17 protein-coding genes are annotated in these 23417 nt (G+C 71.8%); 4 read left to right on the top strand and 13 right to left on the bottom strand.

The genetic code is table 11. The annotated features are described in order from the left end of the window. Positions 1 to 30 precede the first annotated feature (30 nt). The 8 genes from lpdA to AC0B9F_RS08195 form a co-directional block, all read right to left on the bottom strand. A complete protein-coding gene (gene lpdA, locus AC0B9F_RS08160; protein ID WP_471999826.1) occupies positions 31 to 1443 on the bottom strand; it encodes a dihydrolipoyl dehydrogenase in 1413 nt (470 codons plus the stop codon). 246 nt (positions 1444 to 1689) lie between these two features. Next, positions 1690 to 5586, bottom strand: coding sequence for a glycoside hydrolase family 2 TIM barrel-domain containing protein (locus AC0B9F_RS08165; protein WP_471999828.1), 3897 nt, complete (start codon positions 5584 to 5586; stop codon positions 1690 to 1692). A gap of 232 nt (positions 5587 to 5818) precedes the next feature. Beyond that, positions 5819 to 6328: an SRPBCC family protein gene (locus AC0B9F_RS08170; protein ID WP_471999829.1), complete on the bottom strand. Its 510-nt coding sequence runs from the start codon at positions 6326 to 6328 to the stop codon at positions 5819 to 5821. 140 nt (positions 6329 to 6468) lie between these two features. Beyond that, positions 6469 to 6978, bottom strand: a complete 510-nt coding sequence (locus AC0B9F_RS08175; protein WP_471999831.1) for an O-acetyl-ADP-ribose deacetylase — start codon at positions 6976 to 6978, stop codon at positions 6469 to 6471. Continuing rightward, the gene (locus AC0B9F_RS08180; RefSeq protein WP_471999834.1) at positions 6975 to 8384 is read right to left on the bottom strand and encodes a phytoene desaturase family protein; all 1410 of its coding nucleotides are present in this window, start codon (positions 8382 to 8384) and stop codon (positions 6975 to 6977) included. Before AC0B9F_RS08180 ends, AC0B9F_RS08175 begins: the two co-directional genes overlap by 4 nt. Before the next feature lie 262 nt (positions 8385 to 8646). After that, the gene (locus AC0B9F_RS08185; protein WP_471999837.1) at positions 8647 to 9483 is read right to left on the bottom strand and encodes an inositol monophosphatase family protein; all 837 of its coding nucleotides are present in this window, start codon (positions 9481 to 9483) and stop codon (positions 8647 to 8649) included. Positions 9484 to 9627: 144 nt separating this feature from the next. Further along, the gene (locus AC0B9F_RS08190; protein WP_471999839.1) at positions 9628 to 11466 is read right to left on the bottom strand and encodes a gamma-glutamyltransferase family protein; all 1839 of its coding nucleotides are present in this window, start codon (positions 11464 to 11466) and stop codon (positions 9628 to 9630) included. Positions 11467 to 11755: 289 nt separating this feature from the next. Continuing rightward, a complete protein-coding gene (locus tag AC0B9F_RS08195; RefSeq protein ID WP_471999842.1) occupies positions 11756 to 12160 on the bottom strand; it encodes an ATP-binding protein in 405 nt (134 codons plus the stop codon). 323 nt (positions 12161 to 12483) lie between these two features. On the opposite strand from AC0B9F_RS08195, the gene AC0B9F_RS08200 reads away from it, so the two are divergent. From AC0B9F_RS08200 to AC0B9F_RS08215, 4 genes are all read left to right on the top strand, one after another. Beyond that, positions 12484 to 13014: a methanogen output domain 1-containing protein gene (locus AC0B9F_RS08200; protein ID WP_471999843.1), complete on the top strand. Its 531-nt coding sequence runs from the start codon at positions 12484 to 12486 to the stop codon at positions 13012 to 13014. Beyond that, positions 13011 to 14603 (top strand): SpoIIE family protein phosphatase, encoded by a 1593-nt coding sequence (locus AC0B9F_RS08205; RefSeq protein WP_471999847.1) that lies wholly within the window; start codon positions 13011 to 13013, stop codon positions 14601 to 14603. The genes AC0B9F_RS08200 and AC0B9F_RS08205 overlap by 4 nt, the downstream gene beginning before the upstream one ends. Before the next feature lie 91 nt (positions 14604 to 14694). Continuing rightward, a complete protein-coding gene (locus AC0B9F_RS08210) occupies positions 14695 to 15759 on the top strand; it encodes a lipoate--protein ligase family protein (RefSeq protein WP_471999849.1) in 1065 nt (354 codons plus the stop codon). Between the two features lie 173 nt (positions 15760 to 15932). After that, positions 15933 to 16604 (top strand): hypothetical protein, encoded by a 672-nt coding sequence (locus AC0B9F_RS08215; protein WP_471999851.1) that lies wholly within the window; start codon positions 15933 to 15935, stop codon positions 16602 to 16604. 47 nt (positions 16605 to 16651) lie between these two features. Here AC0B9F_RS08215 and AC0B9F_RS08220 read toward each other — a convergent pair whose 3' ends face one another. From AC0B9F_RS08220 to AC0B9F_RS08240, 5 genes are all read right to left on the bottom strand, one after another. Then, positions 16652 to 18181: an NCS1 family nucleobase:cation symporter-1 gene (locus AC0B9F_RS08220; RefSeq protein ID WP_471999853.1), complete on the bottom strand. Its 1530-nt coding sequence runs from the start codon at positions 18179 to 18181 to the stop codon at positions 16652 to 16654. 99 nt (positions 18182 to 18280) lie between these two features. Continuing rightward, entirely contained in the window at positions 18281 to 19303 is a 1023-nt protein-coding gene (locus AC0B9F_RS08225; RefSeq protein WP_471999855.1) for a TIGR03842 family LLM class F420-dependent oxidoreductase, read from the bottom strand. A gap of 21 nt (positions 19304 to 19324) precedes the next feature. Further along, positions 19325 to 20728 (bottom strand): dihydropyrimidinase, encoded by a 1404-nt coding sequence (hydA, locus tag AC0B9F_RS08230; protein WP_471999857.1) that lies wholly within the window; start codon positions 20726 to 20728, stop codon positions 19325 to 19327. 94 nt (positions 20729 to 20822) lie between these two features. After that, positions 20823 to 21665, bottom strand: a complete 843-nt coding sequence (locus AC0B9F_RS08235; RefSeq protein WP_471999860.1) for a nitrilase-related carbon-nitrogen hydrolase — start codon at positions 21663 to 21665, stop codon at positions 20823 to 20825. 166 nt (positions 21666 to 21831) lie between these two features. After that, positions 21832 to 23415 (bottom strand): PucR family transcriptional regulator, encoded by a 1584-nt coding sequence (locus tag AC0B9F_RS08240; protein WP_471999862.1) that lies wholly within the window; start codon positions 23413 to 23415, stop codon positions 21832 to 21834. Between the last annotated feature and the right edge of the window lie 2 nt (positions 23416 to 23417).

Here is a 23417-nt window from a genome sequence, read left to right on the forward strand (position 1 = left end):
GCGGCGCGTCGGAGGCCGGTCAGACGCCCACTAGAAGTTGATCATGTGGCCGGCGAGTCCGTGGACGGCCTCCTTGACGGCCTCGCCCAGCGTCGGGTGGGCGTGCACGTTGCGGGCGACCTCGTGGACGGTGAGGTCCCACTGCTGGGCCAGGGTCAGCTCGGGCAGCAGTTCGGTGACGTCGGGACCGATGAGGTGTCCGCCGATCAGCTCGCCGTACTTGGCGTCGCTGATCAGCTTGACGAAGCCGGTGGAGTCGCCGAGGCCGTGCGCCTTGCCGTTGGCGGTGAAGGGGAACTTCGCGACCTTCACGTCGTAGCCGAGTTCGCGGGCCTGGGCCTCGGTGTAGCCGAAGCTGGCGATCTGCGGCTGGCAGTAGGTGGCGCGCGGGATCATCGCGTACTCCAGCTCCATGGTCTCCGCGTCCGCGATGGTCTCGGCGGCGACGACGCCCATGGCCTCGGCGGCGTGCGCCAGCATGAGCTTGGCGGTGACGTCGCCGATGGCGTAGATGTGCGGCACGGAGGTGCGGCAGCGGCCGTCGACGTCGATCGCGCCGCGGTCGGTGACCTTGACGCCGGTGGTCTCCAGGCCGTAGCCCTCGACGTTCGGGGCGAAGCCGATGGCCTGGAGCACCTTGTCGGCCTCCAGCACCTGCTGGGAGCCGTCCTTGGCGGTGACGGTGACGCGGACCTGCGGGCCGGACTCGTCGATGGCGTCCACGCGGGTGGAGGTGAGCACGTCGATGCCGAGCTTGCGGTACTGCTTGGCCAGCTCCGCGGAGACCTCGGCGTCCTCCAGCGGGGCGACGCGGTCCAGGAACTCGACGATGGTGACCTTCACGCCGTAGTTGTGCAGCACGTAGGCGAACTCGATGCCGATCGCGCCGGCGCCCGCGATGACGACCGACTGCGGAAGGTCCTCGGCGAGGATCTGCTCCTCGTAGGTCACCACGCGCGCGCTGCGCTTCGTACCGGGCAGCAGCTTGGGGGTGGCGCCGGTGGCGATGATGCAGTTGTCGAAGCCGATCGTGCGGGTGTTGCCGTCGTAGTCGGTGACCTGGAGCGTGTTCGCGTCGAGGAAGATGCCGCGGCCGTCGAACTCCGTGATCTTGTTCTTCTTCATCAGGTAGTGGACGCCCTTGACCCGGCCGTCGGCGACGCGGCGGCTGCGGCGGAAGGCCTCGCCGTAGTCGAAGGAGATGGGACTGTCCGACGTGATGCCGAAGGTCTTCGCCTCACGGGTGACGATGTGCGCGAGCTCGGCGTTGCGCAGCAGCGCCTTGGTGGGGATGCAGCCGACGTTCAGGCAGACGCCGCCCCAGTACTTCTCCTCGACGACGGCGACGCGCTTGCCCAGCTGAGCGGCGCGGATCGCGGCGACGTAGCCGCCGGGGCCCGCGCCGAGGACCACGACGTCGAAGCGCTCGTCCTGCTCGACCATGAGGACTTCCTTTTCGGGTGTTCCGTGAAGTGCTGACCCCCGGATTCTTTCTCCCCCACAGCCTCCCCGCCACGCCGATCACACATCTCACCCGGCCCGGGGGTGTGATCTTGGTCCTTGCCTGGTCCTTGCCACGGGATGACCGGGGAGGCCTTCACGAGCGCTCCTCGCCGGCACCCAGGGGGCCATCCCGCCTGGCCCGCGCCCCCTGGGGCCGTCGTCCGTCGTGCGCTTGCGTCGTCCGGGTCAGCCGGTTCCGGTCGGCCGGCGGGTCAGCGGGGTCGCCGCGTTCACGTCCTTGAGGGGGCGCAGACGGTAGGTGTACGTGTAGTCGCGGTCGGCGAGGAGTGTGTACTCGTCGTGGGTGTGGGCGCCCCAGCTGTTGTCGCCGCCGACGCCCATCTGACGGTGGTTGACCCGCAGCACGACCTCCTTGCGCGGGGTGAGCTGGTAGTCGTGGCGGACGCCGAGGGACAGGTCCTCCGGGGTGAAGTGGGACGCGTTGACCTCGATCAGCGGCTCTCCGCTCACCAGCAGGCCCCGGCCGGCGGCGTCGGTGAGGGCGGCCCAGCGCACGTCGGTCTTGTTGCCGTTCTCCTGGGGGCGGATGTAGGAGATCCACTGCTCGGAGACGGTCCCGGAGTACAGGCCGACGTCGGTGCCGTCGTTGCGGTCCCAGTAGTTGTCCTCGGGGCCGCGCCCGTAGTAGTGCAGGTGCTCCAGCCGCTCCGGCAGGAACAGCATCGTGCCGACCTCCGGGATGTACGGCAGGCTCGCGGCACCCGGGCGCAACGTGTGGTCGACGCGGATTTCGCCATTGCCGAACACGGTGTAGGTGGTGGTGTATGTGGAGGCCACCGTCGTGGGCAGGGTGCCGGCCACCTCGATCACGACGGCGCGGTCCCGCAGAGGCCGCACGGTCACACCGGTCACGGCACGGCGGGCGCCCGCGTCACGCCAGGTCTGGTTGCGGGTGTGCTGGCCGTTGCCGCGGTCGTTGTCGGTGGGCGCGCGCCAGTAGTTGGGCATGGGACCGGAGGTGATCAGCTGCGTCCCGGCCGCCTCGTAGGTGGTGATGAGACCGGTGCGCTTGTCGACGGCGACCGTGAAGTCCGCACCGGTGACGGTGACGGACGCGGCCGTGTCGGCGTACCGCAGCGCCGGGACGGAGCCGAGCGGCGCGGGGGTCACCGCCGGGCTGCCGGCGTCGAGGGCGATCTGCTGCCGGGCCACCTCGAAGCCGGCCTTCGCCCAGGGCGTGGCCTCCTTGGTGGTGAAGGACAGCTCGAGGAAGTACTCCGTGCCGGGCGCGGGGCTGCCCGGCAGGGTCAGCGGCACGGTGACGTCCTTGCTGGTGAGCGGCGCGACGTCCAGCTGACTCCGGGACAGCTTCCCCTTCTGGACGACGGTCCCGTCGGCGACCAGTGACCAACTGCCGTCGAAGTCGCGGATGTTGGTGAACAGGTACTCGTTGGTGAGGGTCACCCGGCGCGGGTCCGCACCGGCCGGGGCGGCGTTGATCGCCTGGTAGATCCGCTTGACCTCGGCGGCCTTGCCGGTGTGGCCGCGGTCGGCGGTGATGATGCCGTCGGCGGCGAAGGCGCCGTCGTTGGGGTTGTCGCCCCAGTCGCCGCCGAACGCGAAGAACGTCTTCTGCTTCGGCGTGACCTCGCTGAGAGCGACGGTCGCCGCGTCGAACCAGAACCGCACGCCCGCGTCCCCGGGCCCGCGCCCCTCGGCGGCCAGCTCACCGGCGCCGAGCGCACGGGCGTAGACCCGCGCCCGCCGGATGGTGCCGCTGAACTCGCGGGTCGGGTTGTCGGCATCGGTGGCGAGGGAGAGCGGCGCGGTGGTGCTGGTCGGCCGCAGGGTCGTCGCCCGCGACGCCCTCACCGCACCGTCGACGTACAGCGCCACCGTGCCCGCGTCCGCGTCGAAGACGCCGGCGACGTGGTGTTCGCGGCCGCTCCAGCCGGCGGGCAGCGTCCAGCTCGCGGTGATCCACTGGCCGGCGCTGTGGATGAAGAACTCCAGCGTCCCGTTGGTCTGTTTCAGTGCGTACTGGGTGTCGCCCTTGGCGATGACCGGCTGGTGGTAGCCGGTGACGCCCGGGGTGATCCACGCCTCCACGGTGAGCGAGCCGGTGAGGTCGAGGCGGTCGTCGCGGGCGAAGACGGTGCCGCCGCTGACGCCCTTGGCCCGGTCGAAGCGGCCGTACGCCGGCAGGATCTCGCCGCGCAGCCGGCCCGGCCCGGTCTCGGTGAGCAGCGTGCGCGCCGGGGTCGGCCAGCTCAGCGACTGGTCGACGAAGTCCCAGATCCAGCCGCCCTGCAGAACGTCGTAGCGGCGGACCAGATCCCAGTACGCCTTGAGGTTGCCGTTGGAGTTCCCCATCGCGTGGGCGTACTCGATCATGACGTACGGCCGGGTGTCGGCAGGGTCCTTGGCCCGTTGCTCCACGCGCGCCGGGGTGTCGTACATCTCCGAGCGGATGTCGCTGACGCCGGGCCGGTCGTCGCCCTCGTACTGGATGACGCGGGTGGGGTCGTAGGAGTGGATCCAGTCGTGCATGGCGCTGAAGGTGCTGCCGCCGCCGGCCTCGTTGCCGAGCGACCAGATGACCACCGAGGCGTGGTTCTTGTCGCGGTGGACCATGTTCTGGGCGCGGGCGACGCAGGCGGCGGTCCACTCGGGCCGGCTGCCGGGGTACTGGTCGCGGACGCCGTGCGTCTCCAGGTTGGTCTCGTCGACGAGGTAGAGGCCGTATGCGTCGGCGAGTTCCAGCCACTGCGGGTTGTTGGGGTAGTGGGAGGTGCGGACGGAGTTGATGTTCATCCGCTTGATGATCTCGATGTCGCGCACCAGGTCGGCGCGGGTGAGCGCGGTGCCGCGGTCGGGGTGCATCTCGTGGCGGTTGGTGCCGCGGAAGGACACCGGCTGCCCGTTGACGCGCATCAGACCGTCCCTCAGCGCGAACTCGCGCAGCCCGACGCGGTGCGAGAGCGTCTCGGTCACCTTGCCCGCCGGGTCGCGCAGTTGGAGGACTGCGGTGTAGAGATACGGCCGCTCGGCCGACCACAGCCTGGGATCCGGTACGGCTCTGGCGGCCTGCACGGTCAGTTCGCCGCCGGAGCCGAGGTCGGCGATCTGCTGCAGGGGCCGGGGCCACACCGGGTGGCCGTCGGCGTCGTACAGCATGCACTCGACGGTGTGCCTCCCGCCGCCGTCGCCGCCGTAGTCGCGCACGCTCGCGGTCACCTTCAGCTCGGCCGACCGGTAGTCGCCGCCGAGCGGGGTGTCCAGCTTGAAGTCGCGCAGGTGCACGCTCGGCGTGGAGTACAGGTAGACCGAGCGGAAGATGCCGCTCAGCCGGAGCATGTCCTGGTCCTCCAGCCAGTCGCCGTCGGAGTAGCGGTAGACCTCGACGGCGATCTGGTTGGTGCCGGGCTTCAGAAGGTCGGTGATGTCGTACTCGGCGGGGGTGTAGGAGTCCTCGTGGTAGCCGACGAGCTGCCCGTTGATCCACACGTAGTGCGCGGACTTGACGCCCTCGAAGTGCAGGAAGGTGCGGCGGCCGGACCAGTCCCGCGGAACGGTGAAGGTGCGCCGGTACTGGCCGACGGGGTTGTAGCGGGTCGGCGCGGCGGGCGGCTGCACCTCCTCGCCCAGGCCGTTGGGGCCCCAGTAGGGGTAGGTGATGTTGACGTAGATCGGGAAGTCGTGGCCGTGCAGCTGCCACACGGAGGGGACGGGGATGGACTCCCAGTCCCGGTCGTCGAGGTCGGTGCGGTGGAAGTCGGCATCCCGGTCGTCGGGGCGGTCGGCGTAGGCGAACTTCCAGGTCCCGTCGAGGCTCAGCCGGAACGGCGAGGCCGTGCGGTCGGCCTTCAGCGCCTGGGCGAGGTTCGCGTACGGCATGAGGGTGGTGTGCGGTGGCTCGGTGCCCACCTGGAACAGGGTCATCTGCCCGTTCCACTCGGAGCGGTCGTCCGCCGCCTCGCGCGGATCGGCGGCGTGCGCGGCGACGGACGGGCCGGACAGGGCGAGCGCGCCGAGCACGGCGGCGGAGGACTCCAGGAGACGACGGCGGCTGACGACCGTGGGCTCGGGGCGGGCGGACGGGGACGCGTTCGGGTGCGGCATGACCGTGGCCTTCCTGAGGACGGAAGCGCAACTCATGGTGAGCAGGGGGCTACTGAGCCCCCGTCACCCTAGAACCCGAACACATTCCTATCAACGATTCTGTCGGAGTTTGTGCGATCCTGATGGACTCGCTTCGCCCATCAGGATCAGCGGCATGCCGGAACCGGCCGGCGGGGACACGGAACCGGCCACGCCTCGGCACCGAATCCGCCGCACGTCGACGCGGAATCGGCTACGCCTCGGCCTCGGCCTTCACGCCGGCGAGCGTCGCCTCGATGCCGGTGCGCAGCAGGGCGAGCCGGCCGTCGATGATCTGCTCCTCACGCTCCGGATGCTTCTCCACGAAGTCCTGCAGCGGGCCGCGGCCGGGGCCGATGCGCATCCCGTGCCGCAGCCGGGTGCCGGCTCCGTCGGCGACCGGCTCCAGGGTGTAGGTCCACACGGCGAGCGCCTTCGCGTCCGGGTCGCGGCGCAAGCCGACCTCCCAGGCGAAGGTGCTCGGCTCCTCGCACGCCGAGACGCGGCTGACGGTGCGCCAGTCCCCCATGTGCTCGTTGTGGTTGCGGCCGGAGAAGCACGCGCCGACGGCCGGCCCCCGCGCCCCGTCGAGCCACTCCACCTCCTGCAGCTCCGGGCTGTACTTCGCCGAGGTGGCGATGTCCGAGACGACCTTCCACACCTGCTCCGGCGCGGCCGCTATCTCGATCTCACACTCCACCCCGGGTCCATCGGCAAGACGCATCGCTTCAACCTCCAGAAAAGGGAACAGCTCCATGCCGCGCAGCCCGTGAACGATCACCGGCTGTGCGGCGCGGCCAGGCTAGCGCGGGCCTGTGACGCACCGTCGGCGACGGGGACGCTTTGGGGGCCGGGGCCGCCGCGTCAGCCCAGTTGCCGGGCGAACGCGTCGTACGCGCGGTCGTCGAAGAGGGCGAAGCGGACCTCTTCCACCGCCGTGGGCGTGGCGCGGACCGTCTCGACCGCGATGCGGGCCGCGTCGTCCATCGGCCAGCGGTAGACGCCCGTGGAGATCGCCGGGAAGACGACCGTCCTCGCGCCGAGTTCGTCGGCCACGCGGAGGGACTCCCGGTAGCAGGAGGCGAGCAGGCCGGAGCGGTCCTCGCTCACGCTGTGGACCGGGCCGACCGTGTGGATCACCCAGCGGGCGTCCAGCTCGCCCGCGGTGGTGGCGACCGCTTGGCCCGTGGGGAGGCCCTTACCGTAGTCAGAGGCGCGCAGCTTCCGGCAGTCGTCGAGGATGGCCGGGCCGCCGCGGCGGTGGATCGCGCCGTCGACGCCTCCGCCGCCCAGCAGGGAGGAGTTGGCCGCGTTGACGAGGGCGTCGGCGCTCTGCCGGGTGATGTCGCCCTGGACCAGGGTGATGGTGGTCATTCCTGCCTCAGCCTCCTCCACACGGCCTTGGCCGCGTTGTGCCCCGACATGCCGTGCACGCCCGGGCCCGGCGGGGTGGCCGACGAGCAGATGAAGACGGCCGGGTGCGGGGTGGCGTACGGGAACAGGGACAGTCTGGGGCGCAGCAGCGTCTGGAGTCCGGACACCGCGCCGGAGGCGATGTCGCCGCCGACGTAGTTGGCGTTGCGGACGGCCAGTTCGGGTGGTCCCGCAGTGGCGCGGGCGAGGACGCGGTCGCGGAATCCGGGCGCGAAGCGCTCCAGTTGGCGTTCCAGGGCGTCGGTGAGGTCGCCGGTCCAGCCGTTCGGGACGTGACCGTAGGCCCAGAAGACGTGTTTGCCCTCGGGCGCGCGGGTGGGGTCGACCACACTCGGCTGCACGGTGATCATGAACGGGCGCTCGGGGGCGCGGCCCTCGCGGGAGGCGGCGCGCAGTGCGGCGCCGATCTCCGCGCTGTTCGCGCCGATCTGCACCGTGCCGGCGCTGTGGGCCTCCGGCGCGGTCCACGGGACCGGGCCGTCCAGGGCGTAGTCGATCTTGAAGGCGCCGGGGCCGTACCGGTAGCCGTCGTAGAAGCGGCCGAAGCCGGCGATGCGGGCCAGGGCGGTGGGTGAGGTGTCGAAGACGTAGGCGCGGGCGGGGGGCAAATCGTCGAGCCGCTTGACCTCGTAGTCGGTGTGGATCTCGCCGCCCAGGTCCGTCAGGTACGCGGCGAGCGCGTCGGAGATGGTCTGGGAGCCGCCGCGGACGACGGGCCAGCCTCGGGCGTGCGCGGCGAGCGCGAAGACCAGGCCGATGGCTCCGGTGGCGAGGCCGCTGAGCGGGGCCATGACGTGCGCGACGAGACCGGCGAACAGCGTCTTGGCCTTCTCGTCGCGGAAGCGGCGGGTCAGCCAGGTGGACGGGGGCAGGCCGACGAGACCGAACCGGGCGAGCGTCACCGGGTCGCGGGGCAGCGCGGTCAGCGGCAGGGACATGAAGTCCCGCGCCAGGGTGTCCCATTTGTACAGGAACGGCTCCACCAGCCGGCGGTAGGCGCCGGCGTCGCGCGGGCCGAAGGACGCGGCGGTCTCGGCGACCGAGCGGGCGAGCACGGCCGCGCTGCCGTCCGGGAAGGGGTGCGCCATGGGCAGCTCGGGGTGCAGCCACTCGAGCCCGTAGCGCTCCAGCGGCATGGTGCGGAAGGCGGGCGAGTTGACGGCGAGGGGGTGGGCCGCGGCGCACGGGTCGTGGCGGAAGCCGGGCAGCGTCAGCTCCTCGGTGCGCGAGCCGCCGCCGACGGTGTCGCGGGCCTCGAACAGAGCGACGGAGAAGCCGCGACGGGCCAGCTCCACGGCTGCGGTCAGGCCGTTCGGCCCCGCACCCACCACGACCGCATCGAGCATCGACGGCACCTTCGGACCCCTTCGTCAGCCGACGGCCTGCCTGAGGGGTTCAGGATATGCCGGGGCACCGACAGGCTCGGCGGCGCGGTGGGCTGCCGCCCGGCCGAGGGGTGGCCTTCCGCCCGGCCGAGCGGTGGGCTGCCGCCGTCGGGTCCCGGTCTCTCGGCCTCGCGGCGGCGCCGCCCCGCCCGTCGTGTCGCCGTTCGCCGTCCCTTACGCCCTATGCCCCCACGCTCCCCACGCTCTTACGCCCCCCACTCCCCTACGCCAGCAGCGCCCGTATCCGGCGTGCCGTGGCCGCGTCGCGGGCCGCGGTGAACGGCAGGGCGTTGCCGCCGGTGATGCGGAACGGCTCGCCGGTGACGGTCAGGTGGGTGCCGCCGGCCTCCTCGACGAGCAGCAGGCCCGCCGCGTGGTCCCAGGCCGCTTCCCAGGAGAACGCCACACCGTCGGATTCGCCGCGCGCGACGGCCAGGTACTCCAGACCCGCCGAACCGCAGTCGCGCGGCGCGACACCCGGCGTGCGCAGGCCGAGCAGGGCGCGCTTCTGCTCCTCGGTGGTGTAGTCGGGGTGCGAGGTCGCGACCCGCAGGTCCTCGCCCGGGGCCGGCGGCCCCGCGTACAGCCGCTGCCCGTCGAGGTGGGCGCCGCCGCCGCGCACGGCGGTGGCGAACTGGCCGCGGGCGGGCGCGTACGTCCACGAGGCGCGCAGGACGCCGCCCTGGGCGAGCGCGACCAGGGTGCAGAAGCCGTCCTCGCCGCGCACGAACTGCCGTGTGCCGTCGACGGGGTCGACGATCCACACCGGCGCCTCGCCCCGTATCGCCTCGTATGTGGCGGGGTTGGCGTGCACGGCCTCCTCGCCGACCACCACGGAGCCGGGCAGCAGGGCGAGCAGGGTCTCGGTGAGATACACCTCGGCCTTGCGGTCGGCGTCCGTCACCAGGTCGTGCGGCCCGCTCTTGACGTCCACCTCGTGGTCGGCGAGCTGCCGCCAGCGGGGCATGATCTCGGCCGCGGCGGCCGCGCGGACCGCCTCCTCCACGTCGGCCGAGTGGCGGGCGAGAAACTCCTCGATGGTTTCCGTGTCTTCGATCATGCCTCCATCACAGCATGCGGCACTGACATTCCTCGCCCGGCCCGTGCACACCGGGTGGAATCGCCATGAACGTGCGGCTCCGCGCCTTTGCCCCGAGCGCCGAGCCCTGAGCCCCGAGCCCCGAGGTCGCGGGACCGCGGGGGCTCAGCGGCCCACCGCATACCCCTGCATCCCCCGTGGATTCGCCGCCGCCGACAGCACGCCGGTGCGCGGGTCGCGGGCGACGGCGCACAGCCGGCCCTCGGACCACGGCGGCCCCACGGTCACATCGTGGCCGCGGCGGCGCAGTTCGGCGACGACGCCGGGATCCGTGCGGGACTCGACGGTCAGAGCGCCCGGCCGCATGGCACGCGGGTAGAAGGAGCCGGGGAAGCTGTCGTTGTGCCAGTTCGGGGCGTCGATGGCGCCCTGCAGGTCGAGTCCGCCGCGCACCGGGGAGCGCAGGGCGGCGGCGAGGAAGAAGTGCAGCTGCCACTGGTCCTGCTGGTCGCCGCCGGGGGTGCCGAAGGCGAGGACGGGCACGCCGTCGCGCAGCGCGAGCGACGGGGTGAGGGTGGTGCGGGGGCGGCGGCCGGGCGTCAGGGAGTTCGGCAGGCCCTCCTCCAGCCACGTCATCTGCAGCCGGGTGCCGAGCGGGAAGCCCAGCTCGGGCACCACGGGGTTGGACTGCAGCCAGCCGCCGCTGGGCGTGGCGGAGACCATGTTGCCCCAGCGGTCGACGACGTCCAGGTGGCAGGTGTCGCCGCGCGTGGCGCCGTCCGCGCCGACCAGCGGCTCACCCGGGACCGGGGAGGTGGACGGCTTGGCGACCGTGGGTTCGCCGACGCCGAGCGCGGCCAGCGGATCGGGGCCCGGCTCGACCGTGGCGGCCACGCGCGCGTGCCCGCTGAGCCGCGGGCTGCGGCCACCGGGACTGCCGGGCCGCAGCTCGGTGGAGGCGGTGTCGCCGATCAGGGTCCGGCGTGCCGCGTTGTACTCCTCGGACAGCAGCACGTCGACGGGCACGCGGGCGGCGTCGCCGTACCAGGCCTCGCGGTCGGCCATGGCGAGCTTGCAGCCCTCGACGAGCAGGTGGACGTAGTCGGCGGAGCCGTAAGGGGGCAGCTCGGCCGGGAGCAGGGCGAGCTGCTGGAGCAGGACGGGGCCCTGGCTCCAGGGGCCGGCCTTGCACAGCGTCCAGCCGTTCCAGTCGTACGTCACCGGTGCTTCGTAGGTCGCGGACCAGCCGGCGAGGTCGGCGGGCGTGAGGGTGCCGGTGTGGTGCGCGCCGCTGGTGTCCAGCGTGGGCCGCCCGGCCTGCCGTACCAGCGCCTCGGCGACGAAGCCCGAGCGCCACACCTGCCGCGCGGCCTCGATCTGCTCCTCCCGGCCCCCCGCCCCGGCGGTCTCGGCCAGCAGCCGCTTCCAGGTGGCGGCGAGCGCGGGATTGCGCAGCAGCTCACCGGGCCGGGGCGCGCGGCCGCCGGGCAGATAGACCTCCGCCGAGGACGTCCACTCGGTCTCGAACAGCTCCCGTACGGTCTCCACGGTCGCGCCGACGTTCTCCACGGGCGCGTGCCCGTGCTCGGCGTACCCGATGGCGTACGTCAGGACGTCGGCGAGGGACTTGGTGCCGTGGTCGCGCAGCAGCAGCATCCACGCGTCGAACGCGCCGGGCACGGCGGCGGCCAGCGGGCCGGTGCCGGGGACGAGGTCCAGCCCGAGTCCCCGGTAGTGCGCGACGGTGGCGCCCGCCGGGGCCACGCCCTGTCCGCACAGCACCCGCACCTCGCCGCCGGCCGGGGCCAGCAGGACCGGCACCTCACCCGCCGGCCCGTTCAGGTGCGGCTCCACCACGTGCAGCACGAACGCCCCGGCCACGGCCGCGTCGAAGGCGTTGCCGCCGCCCTCAAGCACCGCCATGGCCGACTGGGAGGCCAGCCAGTGGGTGGAGGACACCATGCCGAAGGTGCCGCTCAGGGCGGGGCGAGTCGTGAACTGCATGTCTGACCTCGGTGTTTGATGTACGTCAGCGGGCCTGTGCGACAGCGAGAGTGGTCGTCGGGAGAATCCGGGGACACGCGCCATCAAAACACCGGTGGAGGACAGGGGCGTTCAAGTTGCCCTCTGTTCGCGCAAGTTGCCCTCCGTTCGCGCCCCTTCTCGGACCGCGGACGCGAGGCCGCCGACCACGGCGCTGCGGAGGACCACGCGGAAGGGCGCAACCTACCGGCGAGCTGCTGTCCGACGGCGACGCGGCCCGCTGGTACGAGCGCCGGGAGGGCAGGGCGGCTCAGGGGCCGAGGCTGAGTTCCGCCCAGACCGTTTTGCCAGGGTGACGTGGGGTGACGCCCCAGCGTTGGGCGAGCCGTTCGAGGAGCTGCATGCCGAAGCCGCCGGGCTCGCTGTTCTTCGTGGCACGCACGCGTGGCCAGCGGTCGCTGTAATCGCTGACCGCGATCCGCAGCAGCCGGCCGTTCCAGGTGAGCCGGATCAGGGGCGGGCCGGTGCCGTGGCGGATGGCGTTCGTGACCATTTCCGAGACGAGCAGTTCGGCGGTCTGGATCAGCCGTTGCCGGCGCAGCGGCCCACCGAAACCTTCCACACAGTCGCGGACCCAGTGCCGGGCGGCCGCGATGCTCGCCGTCACTGCGGGGAAGCGCGACTCGCAGATCGGAATGGTCGGTTCGCCGTTCACGGGGTTCCTCCAGCGTGGGGCCCTGCGCCGCCGCCTGCCGTCGCTGTGCACGGCCGGTGCCGGTCATCTGCCGGGTTGCCCCTGCGAGCCTTCTGAACCATCCGTGTTTGCCGGGTCATCGGCAGATCCTGTGAAGGGCCGTCCGCCGGGAGACCGACAGGGCTGGTGGTGCCGGGCTGGAAGGCGCTGGCAGAATCAGATCGCGTCGCGCCACAGGAAATGCCGCGTCACACGAAATGTCGCGCCACAGGAAATATCGCGTCATACGAAACAAGGCCAGGCCGGTCGCGCTGCCGCCGTGGCCCGAGGGCGAGGGAGCCGGCATGGAACAGCTTTCCGATGTGGAGATTCCACTGGACCGTGATGTGTTCCTGCGAACGCTGGTGCGTGAGCTGGCGACGTCGCTGGAGTCGGTGATCGGTCTGGAGGAGGCGTCCGGCTACGTCAGCGTGGTGGGGCAGGCCGTCGGCACCCAGATCGACGAGATGTACCTCAAGGCGCTGGGAACCGACCGGCTCACGGGTGAGCAGGTCGCCGAGGCGCTCGTGGACCTCAAGCGCCGCATCAACGGTGATTTCTACGTCATCGAGCACGACGAGAAGAAGATCGTGCTGGGCAACCGGGTGTGCCCGTTCGCGGAGAAGGTGGTGGGCCGGGAGTCGATGTGCATGATGACGTCGAACGTCTTCGGCACCGTCGCCGCCCGCAACCTGGGCTATGCGCGGGTGGAGCTGGAGCAGACCATCGCGCGCGGTGACACGGCCTGCCGCGTGGTGGTGCACCTGGTCCCCGACGTGGATGTCGAGAGGGTGAGTGGCCGTGAGTACTTCGGCGACCCGGCTGTGGCTCCGTGACGCTTGGCCTCTTCCGGGCCATCACCAGACCGCTGCCCCACCCGGTCCTGCTGTGCGGGGCCGACGGCCGCGTGCTGGCCGCCAACCCGGCGGCGAGCCGCTGTGACGACCGGCTGCACCCGGGCGCCAGCCTGTTCGACCTACGGCCCGACGACACACCGCGGCTGCGTCAGCAGCTGACTGTATGGCTGCGCAGCGGCAGCCCGGTGCCCGGCGCGCTGGTCATCAAGGACGCTGACGGCCGCATGCGGCGGCTGCGCTGTCACGGGGCCCGGGCCACGTGGTGGGACGGCCCGCAGCCGGCCGTGCAGCTGCATCTTGTCGAGGCCGGGGCGTCCGACCAGTTCGTCGTCCTCAGCCGGCAGGTGGAGGCGCTGAACCGGGAGGTCGCCTTCCGCCGGGCCACCGAATTGGACCGGGCGCGACTGCTGGCCGCTGAGCAGACCGCCCGTGCCCAGTTGCAGCACCTGTACGACCTGACGGCCGCCCTGGCCGGTGCGATCACCCTCGCGCAGGTTTCCCGCGTCGTCAGCGAGGTGGCGCCGGCTGCCCTGGGGGCCACCGCCGCGGAGCTCTTTCTGCACTCGGCGCGGCTGGTGCCGCCGCTGCAACCGGAGGACAAGAGCCTTCCGGCCGAGGCGGGCGGCTGGACCGACCTGGACCGGCCCTCTTCCTCGGACGGCTCGCTTCCCGACGAGGTCGCGGATGCGGTTCCCCTTGCCCTGTCGCTGGAGGCGGACAGTGTCCAGCTGGGCATGTTGATCGTGCACGGCGCAGACAGCTCCACCGCGCCCGAGCATGTGACGGCTGTGGCGCAGCAGATCGCCCAGGCCCTGCGCCGGGCGGGGCTGCACGAGCACGAGCACCGGGTCGCCGAACGCCTGCAGCTCAGCCTGCTGCCCCAGCTGCCGCACCTGCCCGGTCTGGAGGCGGCCACCTGCTACGCCCCCGGCAGTGACCTGCTCTCGGTCGGCGGCGACTGGTACGACGTCTACGACGTGGACGCCGATCACATCGGCCTGAGCACCGGTGACGTCGCCGGCCACGGACTGCACGAAGCGACCGTCATGGCACAGATCACCGCCGCCCTGCGCAACATCGTGCCCCGCTGCAGCACCGACCCCACCGCCGTCATGGACGAACTCAACACCTTCCTGGGCCGCTACCATCAGCACCGCATGGCCACCGCCTGCTACCTGGTCTTCGACCGCCGTACCCGCACACTGACCTACGCCACCGCCGGCCATCCGCCACCGCTGCTCATCCACGCCGACGGCAGCAGCGCCTACCTCAACCACGCCGTCTCACCACCCCTCGGCCCCATCCGGAACGTCTGTTACCGACAGGCCGACACCACCGTGACCGAGAACGACACCCTGCTGCTGTACACCGACGGGCTGATCGAGCGCCGTCGAGAAGACCTCGCCATAGGGATGGAACGGCTGACCGCGTGCGCCCGCACCACCGGCGGCCTGGACATCGCCGAGCTGTGCAACCGCTTCCTGCACCACCAGCCCGAGGCGGCGTTCCCCGACGACCGGGCCCTGCTCGCCGTCCGTTTCCCCTCCTCACCCTCCTCACCGGCCTGACCGGCTCCTCCTCGGCAGGCGCCGGAGAGTTTCGGAACACAGCGGCCACCTGCGACGTTGATCCGGTACAGCAGGATGGGAGGCCCAGGCAGTGCACGGTGAGTACAAGGTGCCCGGCGGCAAGCTCGTCGTCGTGGACGTCGGCGTCCAGGACGGCGTGCTGCGGCACGTGCGCGTGGCGGGCGACTTCTTCCTGGAGCCGGACGAGGCGCTCGACGCGGTGAACGGCGCCCTGGAGGGCGCCCCCGCGGACACCGACGCGGCGGGGCTCGCGGCCCGCGTCGACGCGGCGCTGCCCGAGGGCACGGTGATGTACGGGCTGACGTCGGAAGGCGTCGGGATCGCCGTGCGCCGCGCCCTCGCGCACGCCACGGACTGGACGGACTACGACTGGCAGCTGATCCACGAGGGCCCGCAGTCGCCGGCGCTGCACATGGCGCTGGACGAGGTGCTGACCGCCGAGGTGGCCGCCGGGCGGCGCCCTCCGACGCTGCGGGTGTGGGAGTGGGGCGCGCCCGCGGTGATCATCGGCAGCTTCCAGTCCCTGCGCAACGAGGTCGACGCGGAGGGCGCCGCGCGGCACGGTGTGCAGGTCGTACGCCGGATCTCGGGCGGCGGCGCGATGTTCGTGGAGCCGGGCAACACCATCACCTACTCCCTGTCGGTGCCGGAGGCGCTGGTGCAGGGCCTGTCGTTCCAGGACAGCTACGCGTATCTCGACGACTGGGTGCTCGGCGCGCTCGGCGACATGGGCATCCGGGCCTGGTACCAGCCGCTGAACGACATCGCCACCGACCAGGGCAAGATCGCGGGCGCCGCGCAGAAGCGGCTCGTGGCCCCGCACGGCGGGCCCGGGGCCGTACTGCACCACGTGACCATGTCGTACGACATCGACGCCGACAAGATGGTGCAGGTGCTGCGCATCGGGCGGGAGAAGCTGTCCGACAAGGGGACCAGGAGCGCGAAGAAGCGGGTGGACCCGCTGCGCCGGCAGACGGGGCTGCCCCGCGAGGCCGTCATCGAGCGGATGATCGACTCCTTCGGCACGCGGTACGGCCTGACCGAGGGCAAGGTCACGGACCAGGAGCTGGCCCGCGCCGAGGAGCTGGCCGGCACCAAGTTCTCCTCGCCGGAGTGGACCGCCCGGGTGCCGTGAGCATCCGGTGCGGAGGGGCTTTTCGCCCAAGTCCGGCGCCGGTCGGCACGTCAGCGTCACCGCACCGGCACGGAGCGAGTTCACCCTTCCCGCCCCACAGCCAGTCGTGTGACACTGTCGTCCCGTCCGTACCGCGGACACCCCTCGCAGCCTCCCCCCATGAGAAGTGCGCCGTGCGTTTGCTTCCTCTGCCGCTCGCCCTGACCGCGCGCCTGTCCCCGGTGGCCGTGCTCGCCACGGCCGGCTGGGCGCTGTCGTCCGGCCCGCTCGCCCCGGCCCCCGCCGCCGGGCACGAACCCGCGCAGAACAAGACGGCCACCCAGTCGGCCACCGCCCCGTCGACGACGACGGAGTCGAAGACGTACGCCACCGCCCCCGAGCCCTGCGGCAGCATCGGCGCCAAAACCGTCTCCACGCTGGTGCCCGGCGCCAAGGCGGGCGGCAAGGAGATCCCGTCGACGGACGCCAAGCTGCGCCGCACCTGCTCCTGGAACGCCCTCAAGGGCTACGACTACCGCTGGCTCGACGTGTCGTTCGAGGTCATGGGCTCGGGCGAGCAGGCGCAGAAGTCGTACCAGGAGCGCACGACGGAGAAGAGCGGCGGGGGGCCCGTGCCCGGACTCGGGGACGAGGCCTACTCGGTCGTGAACCTGACCACCGAGGACAAGCAGCAGACCCGGGAGGGCGAGGTGATCGCCCGCGCGGACAACGCGCTGGTGGTGGTCACCTACAACGGCAGCGACTTCGAGACGAAGAAGGCGCCGAGCACCGACGAGATCAACAAGGGCGCGATCAAGGCGGCCAAGGAGGCGATGGCGGCGCTGAAGGGCAGCCAGACCGGCTGACCGCCCCCGCGCACGCCCCGGCGTACCCGCGACGCCCCTGCGCCCAGTTACGGCTCGGCGTGCATGCGACGCCGACGCGGCAGCATCAGCGCCAGGTACAGCACCAGGGAGGTGGCGAGGCCCACGGCCCAGCCGTAGTCGGCAAGACCGGCCAGCGCCGGGACGGGGCGGCCGTCGATCAGCGGATGGAAGTCGGCGCCGCCCACGGCCAGCACCCCACCGGCCACGAAGGCGGCCACGGCCCGCCAGTTCCAGCCGCCCGCGTACCAGTAGCGTCCGCCTGCCCGGTACAGGTCGGTGAGGTCGAGCCGGGCGCGGCGCAGGATCCAGTAGTCGGCGACGAGGATCCCGGCGACCGTGCCGAGCAGCCCGCCGACCAGTCCGAGCCAGGTGAAGATGTAGCCCTGCGGGTCGGCGTACAGCTTCCACGGGCAGATCAGCACGGCGAGCACACAGGTGATGAGCGCGCCGGTGCGGAAACTCACCCTGCGCGGCGCGACGTTGGAGAAGTCGAACGCCGGGGAGACGAGGTTCGCGGCGATGTTCACGGACAGGGTCGCCACCAGGACCGTGACGAGGGCGTACAGCAGGCCGACCGTGCTGTCCGTCTTCGCGGCGAGCTGCACCGGGTCCCAGACGGGCTTGCCGTACACGGCCTGGGAGCCGGAGGTGACCAGCACCGACAGGAACGCGAACAGGGTCATCGTGGTGGGCAGGCCGAGCGCCTGGCCCCAGGTCTGCGCCTTCTGGCTGCGGCCGTAGCGGGTGAAGTCGGGGATGTTGAGCGACAGCGTGGACCAGAAGCCGATCATGCCCATGAGCGAGGGCGCGAAGAGCTTCCAGAAGCCGGCGCCCCAGCCGAGCCGGGACGGCTGGTCGAAGAGCGGGCCGAGGCCGCCGGCCTTGTCGCTCATCCACCACAGCATCACGAACGCGCCGACCAGCACGAAGGGCGCCGCCCAGTTCTCGAAGCGGCGGATCGTCTCCATGCCGCGGTGGATGATCGCGACCTGGACCACCCAGAACAGCGCGAACGACAGCCACATGGTCCAGGCGTAGCCGCCGACGGTGGACGCCTGCGACCAGCCGGAGCCGATCAGCTTCCCGGCCAGGAAGAAGATCGCCTCACCGCCGATCCAGGTCTGGATGCCGAACCAGCCGCAGGCCACCAACGCCCGCACCACAGCGGGCAGGTTGGCGCCGCGCAGGCCGAACGAGGCCCGCGCGAACACCGGGAACGGGATGCCGTACTTCGGTCCGGCGTGCCCGGTGAGCAGCATGGGCACGAGCACGATCACATTGGCCAGGGCGATGGTGAACACCGCCTGCTTCCAGTCCATCCCGACGGCGATCAGCCCGGAGGCCAGCGTCCAGGAGGCGGTGTTGTGAGCCATGCCGACCCACAGCGCGCAGAAGTTGTACGTCGTCCAGGTGCGCCGCGCCGCCGGGACCGGCAGCAGATCGTCGTTGGCGTAACGGCCGCTGGGTCGCTCGGTGTCCGGCGCGAACTCCACGCGGCCGTCGGGCAGGGTGACTTGGCTGTTCGGGGATATCGCGGTGGGAGCGGTCTCGGTCATGGCAGCCCCATGAGGTGAGGTGGGTCGGGGTGTGTGCGGGCACCGGCCCCTCCCCCGGGTGGCGGGAAGGGGCGACCAAGGGCGTGAACCGGAGGGGGGTCAGGAGGTCAGGGCGGGAATGACGTGCTGCCCGTAGGCGTCGATGACGGCTTCCTGCGCGTCGTGCATGTCGTAGACGGCGAACTGGTCGACGCCCAGCGCGCGCAGCGCCTTCAGCTTCTCGATGTGCCGCTCGACGGGGCCGATCAGGCAGAACCTGTCGACGATCTCGTCCGGTACGAAGGCGGTGTCGGGGTTGCCGCTGCGTCCGTGGTGGGCGTAGTCGTAGCCCTGGCGGGCCTTGATGTAGTCGGTGAGTTCGTCGGGGACGGCCGCCGAGTGCTCGCCGTACTTGCCGACCAGGTCGGCGACGTGGTTGCCGACCATGCCGCCGAACCAGCGGCACTGCTCGCGGGCGTGGGCGAGGGACTCGGGCGAGTCGTCGGCGGTGACGTAGGCGGGGGCGGCGACGCAGACCGTCACCTCGGACGGGTCGCGTCCGGCGGCTGTGGCGGCGTCGCGGACGGCCTTGACCATGTACTCCGTCAGATACAGGTCGGCGAGCTGGAGGATGAAGCCGTCGGCCTCCTCGCCGGCCATCTTCAGCGCCTTGGGCCCGTAGGCGGCCATCCACACGGGCAGTTCGGCGCCCGGCTTGATCCAGGGGAACCGCACGACCGTGCCGCCGCCGAGGTCGGCCTCCCGGCCGCTGCCGAGGTCCCGGATGACCTTCATCGCCTCGCTGATCCGGGCGAGCGTGTTGGGTTTGCGGCCGGCGACGCGCATGGCGGAGTCGCCGCGGCCGATGCCGCACACCGTGCGGTTGCCGAACATGTCGTTGAGGGTGGCGAAGGTGGAGGCGGTGACCTCCCAGGTGCGGGTCCCCGGGTTCGTCACCATCGGGCCGACGATCAACCGCTCGGTCCGGGCCAGGATCTGACTGTAGATCACGAAGGGTTCCTGCCACAGCACGGCGGAATCGAAGGTCCAGCCGTGGCGGAAGCCGTTGTGTTCCGCCCGTTTCATCAGGTCGATGACCCGGGAGGCGGGCGGGTCTGTCTGCAGGACGAGTCCGAAGTCCATGGGGCGCCACTCCTCGTTCGACTAGTTCAGGTACTGACAGGTGGAGCGGGGAAGGTAGACGCCGTGACCGGCGTGCCCGGTGTACTCCCGCTGGTCGATGACGAGTTCGCCGCGCGACAGGACGGTCTCGACGCGTCCGGTGACCCGGGTGCCCTCGTACGCCGAGTAGTCGACGTTCATGTGGTGCGTCTCGGCGGAGATCACCTGCTCGGCGTGCGGGTCGTAGATCACGACGTCGGCGTCGGCGCCCGGGGCGATGGTGCCCTTCTTCGGGTACAGGCCGAACATCCGGGCCGGGGCGGCGCAGGCGATCTCGATCCAGCGGCGCCGCGAGATGTGCCCGTCGACGACGGCCTGGTGCAGCAGGTCCATACGGTTCTCCACGCCCGGCAGCCCGTTGGGGATCTTGGAGAAGTCGCCGAGGCCGAGTTCCTTCTGGCCCTTGAAGCAGAACGGGCAGTGGTCGGTGGAGACGACCTGGAGGTCGTTGGTGCGCAGGCCCTTCCACAGCTGCGCCTGGTGCTCCCTGGGCCGCAGCGGCGTGGAGCACACGTACTTGGAGCCCTCGAAGCCGGGCTCGGCGAGGTTGTCGGTGGACAGGAAGAGGTACTGCGGACAGGTCTCCCCGAAGACCGGCAGCCCCTCGTCGCGGGCCCGGGCCAGCTCGGCCACCGCTTCCGTCGCCGAGACGTGCACGACGTACAGGGGCGCCCCGGCCACCTGCGCGAGCCGGATCGCGCGATGCGTGGCCTCGGCCTCCAGCAGCGCCTTGCGGACCTCGCCGTGGTAGCGCGGGTCGGTCTCACCGCGGGCCAGGGCCTGCTGCACGAGCACGTCGATGGCGATGCCGTTCTCGGCGTGCATCATGATCAGCCCGCCGTTGTCGGCGGAGCGCTGCATGGCGCGCAGGATCTGGCCGTCGTCGCTGTAGAAGACGCCCGGGTAGGCCATGAACTGCTTGAAGGAGGTCACGCCCTCCTCCACCAGCAGGTCCATCTCCTTGAGCGTCTCGTCGTTGACGTCCGAGACGATCATGTGGAAGCCGTAGTCGATCGCGCAGTTGCCCTCCGCCTTGGCGTGCCAGGCGTCCAGGCCCTCGCGCAGCGTCGACCCGACGCTCTGCACCGCGAAGTCGACGATCGTCGTCGTCCCGCCCCAGGCGGCGGCCCGGGTGCCGGTCTCGAAGGTGTCGGAGGCGGAGGTGCCGCCGAAGGGCAGTTCCATGTGGGTGTGGGCGTCGACGCCGCCCGGGAGGACGTACTTCCCGGTGGCGTCGATCGTCCGCTCGGCCGTCCACGCGCCGGCGGCCGGGGTGCCGGAGGCGGCGAGGGCGGCGATGCGGCCGTCCTCGATCAGGACGTCGGCGTGGATCTCGTCGGACGCGGTGACGACGAGGCCACCGCGGATCACTGTGCGGTTGCTCATGTCTGGGTCGCTCCTCCCGGTGGGGACGTGCCGGTTGTCGGTGGCTGGTCGCGCAGTTCCCCGCGCCCCTTGGGACGTTGCTCTGTGCGGCGTTCTACGGTGCCGTCAGCGGTTCGTACGCCCCCGGTGCCCGGTCCCGGTAGAACTGCCAGCGGTCGCGCACCTCTCGGAGCTTGGCCAGGTCCAGGTCGCGCACGACCAGTTCGCTCTCCTTGTCGCTCGCGACCTCTCCCACGAACTGCGCCTCCGGGTCGACGAAGTAGCTCGTGCCGTAGAAGTCGTTGTCGCCCAGGTCCTCGACACCGACCCGGTTGATCGCGCCGACGAAGTACTCGTTGGCCACGGCCGCGGCCGGCTGCTCCAGCTGCCACAGATAGCGGGACAGGCCGCGTGAGGTGGCCGACGGGTTGAAGACGATCTCGGCGCCCGCGAGGCCGAGGGCCCGCCAGCCCTCCGGGAAGTGCCGGTCGTAGCAGATGTAGACGCCGATGCGGCCGGCGGCGGTGTCGAAGACCGGCCAGCCGCCGTTGCCGGGACGGAAGTAGAACTTCTCCCAGAACCCCTTGACCTGCGGGATGTGCGTCTTGCGGTACTTGCCGAGATAGGAGCCGTCGGCGTCGATCACGGCGGCGGTGTTGTACAGGACGCCCGGCTGCTCCTCCTCGTACATCGGCAGGACCAGGACGATGCCGGCCTCCCGCGCGAGCGCCCGGAAGCGCTGCACGATCGGGCCGTCGGGGATCTGCTCGGCGTACGCGTAGAAGGCGGGGTCCTGGACCTGGCAGAAGTACGGCCCGTAGAACAGCTCCTGGAAGCACAGCACCTGGGCCCCCTGCGCGGCGGCGTCGCGCACGGCCTGCTCGTGGACCTGGATCATGGACTCCTTGTCGCCCGTCCACGCGGTCTGGAAGAGGGCGGCGCGGATCACTCGGCTCATCACGTTCCTCCGCTCGGTCGGTGTGCGGCGAGCGTAGAAAGTCCGCGGGCGCGCGGTGAGGTGCACCGTGTCACGTCCGCGGTGGTGCGGCGTGTCACCGTGTCACCCTTCGCCTGGCCCATGTTTCACCGCCGTTTTCCCAGGTCGTTTCTCTGCGTCAGAGGTGTCAGGGTTGTTGCGCGTCATGCGCGAGGAGGGCTATGTGCACCGAGGCGGCCTGCTCGAAGTCGTCCAGGTCCACGCCGAGGCGGGTCTGTATCGCCTCCAGGCGGCGGTACAGGGCGGGCCGGGAGACGTGGTGGAGCTGGGCGGTGCGGGACTTGTTGCGGCCGGTGGCGAGGTAGGTGCGCAGAACGGCGAGCAGGTCGTCGTCGGCGGCGCGCAGCAGCCCGTCCAGTTCCCGCTCCGCGAAGGACTGCACATGCGGGTCGTCCCGCAGCAGCCGGATCAGGCCGCGCAGATGGACGTCGCCGAGGCGGACCACGGGCGGCGGAGCGAGGACGGCCCCGGAGTCGGCGACGGCGTCGGCGACGTGCCGTGCCTCGCGCAGTCCGGCCGGCACGTCGTCCCAGCAGGCGCGCGGGTCGGCGGCGGCGACCACGGCAGGTGACCGTACGTCCGCCCCGTCCGCGGTGTGGGTGGCGCGCAGCCGGGCCGCGAAGTGCGCGGTGAGGGCCCCGGCGTCCTGGTCGCGGGCGAGGCTGAGCAGGACGGCGGTGGTGTCGCCGGTGAGTTCGGCGACGAGGCCGGGCAGCCCCAGCAGGCGCAGCAGCCGGTCGAGTTGTGCGGGGGCGCGGTCGCGGACGACGAGCGGGACGAAGGTGCGCCGGTTGACCGGCAGCCCCGCGGCGCGCGCCCGCGGCAGCAGTTGGCGGGCCGGTACGACGCCGGAGACCAGGTCGGTGAGCAGGCTCTGCGCGGACTGCTCCTCCCAGGTGCGGGCGGCCGGTCCGGCGAGCATGCGGTGCAGGACGAGGGCCTCGGCGGCCCGCTCGGCGAGGAGGCGGCCGACGGCCGGGTCTCCCCGGTGGCCGCACAGCACGAGGCGGCCCCAGCGTTCGCCGCGGCCGCCGAGTTCGGCGCGGATCCAGCCGTCGGCGTCGCCCGCGCCGGCCTGGCGTGCGATGCGGTCCCAGTCGCGCAGGACGTCGTCCACCGCGGGCCGCTCCCCCGCCGTGGCCAGCACCCGGTGGGCGAGGTTGGTGACGACGACGGGGCAGCCGCTGTGCCGGGCGATCTCGTCGAGGAGGTGTTGCAGCGGGGCGCCGGAGGTGATCAGCGCGGTCAGCGCGGTGCGCACGGACTCCGACAGGCTGACCGCGGCGAACTCGCGCCGCACCAGCCGTGCCTGCACCTCCTCGGTGAGCTGCGCGAAGGGGAACGGCCGGTGCAGCACGACCAGGGGCAGCCCGCACCGTTCGGCCGCCCGGCGCATGACCTCCGGCGCGGCCGGGAACGCCCGCCCGAGGCCCAGGACGACCGCGGCGGCCTCGGCGCGGTGCAGGGAGCGGATGTAGTCGGCCTGCTTGTCCTCGTCGCCGGCGAGCAGCACTCCGGTGGTGAGCACCAGTTCGCCGCCGCTGAGCATCACACCGACGTCGGGCGCCTCGGCGACGTGCACCCAGCGCACGGGACGGTCCAGCCGGCCGGCGCCGGCCACCACCTCGGGCTCCCCGGCGAGCACCCGCTCCAGGGTGAGGATCTGCCGTACCGACAGGGCCGGTTCCACGGGTTCCCAGGTGAGGGTCATGG

This window comes from Streptomyces sp. NPDC097129 (assembly GCF_055668065.1).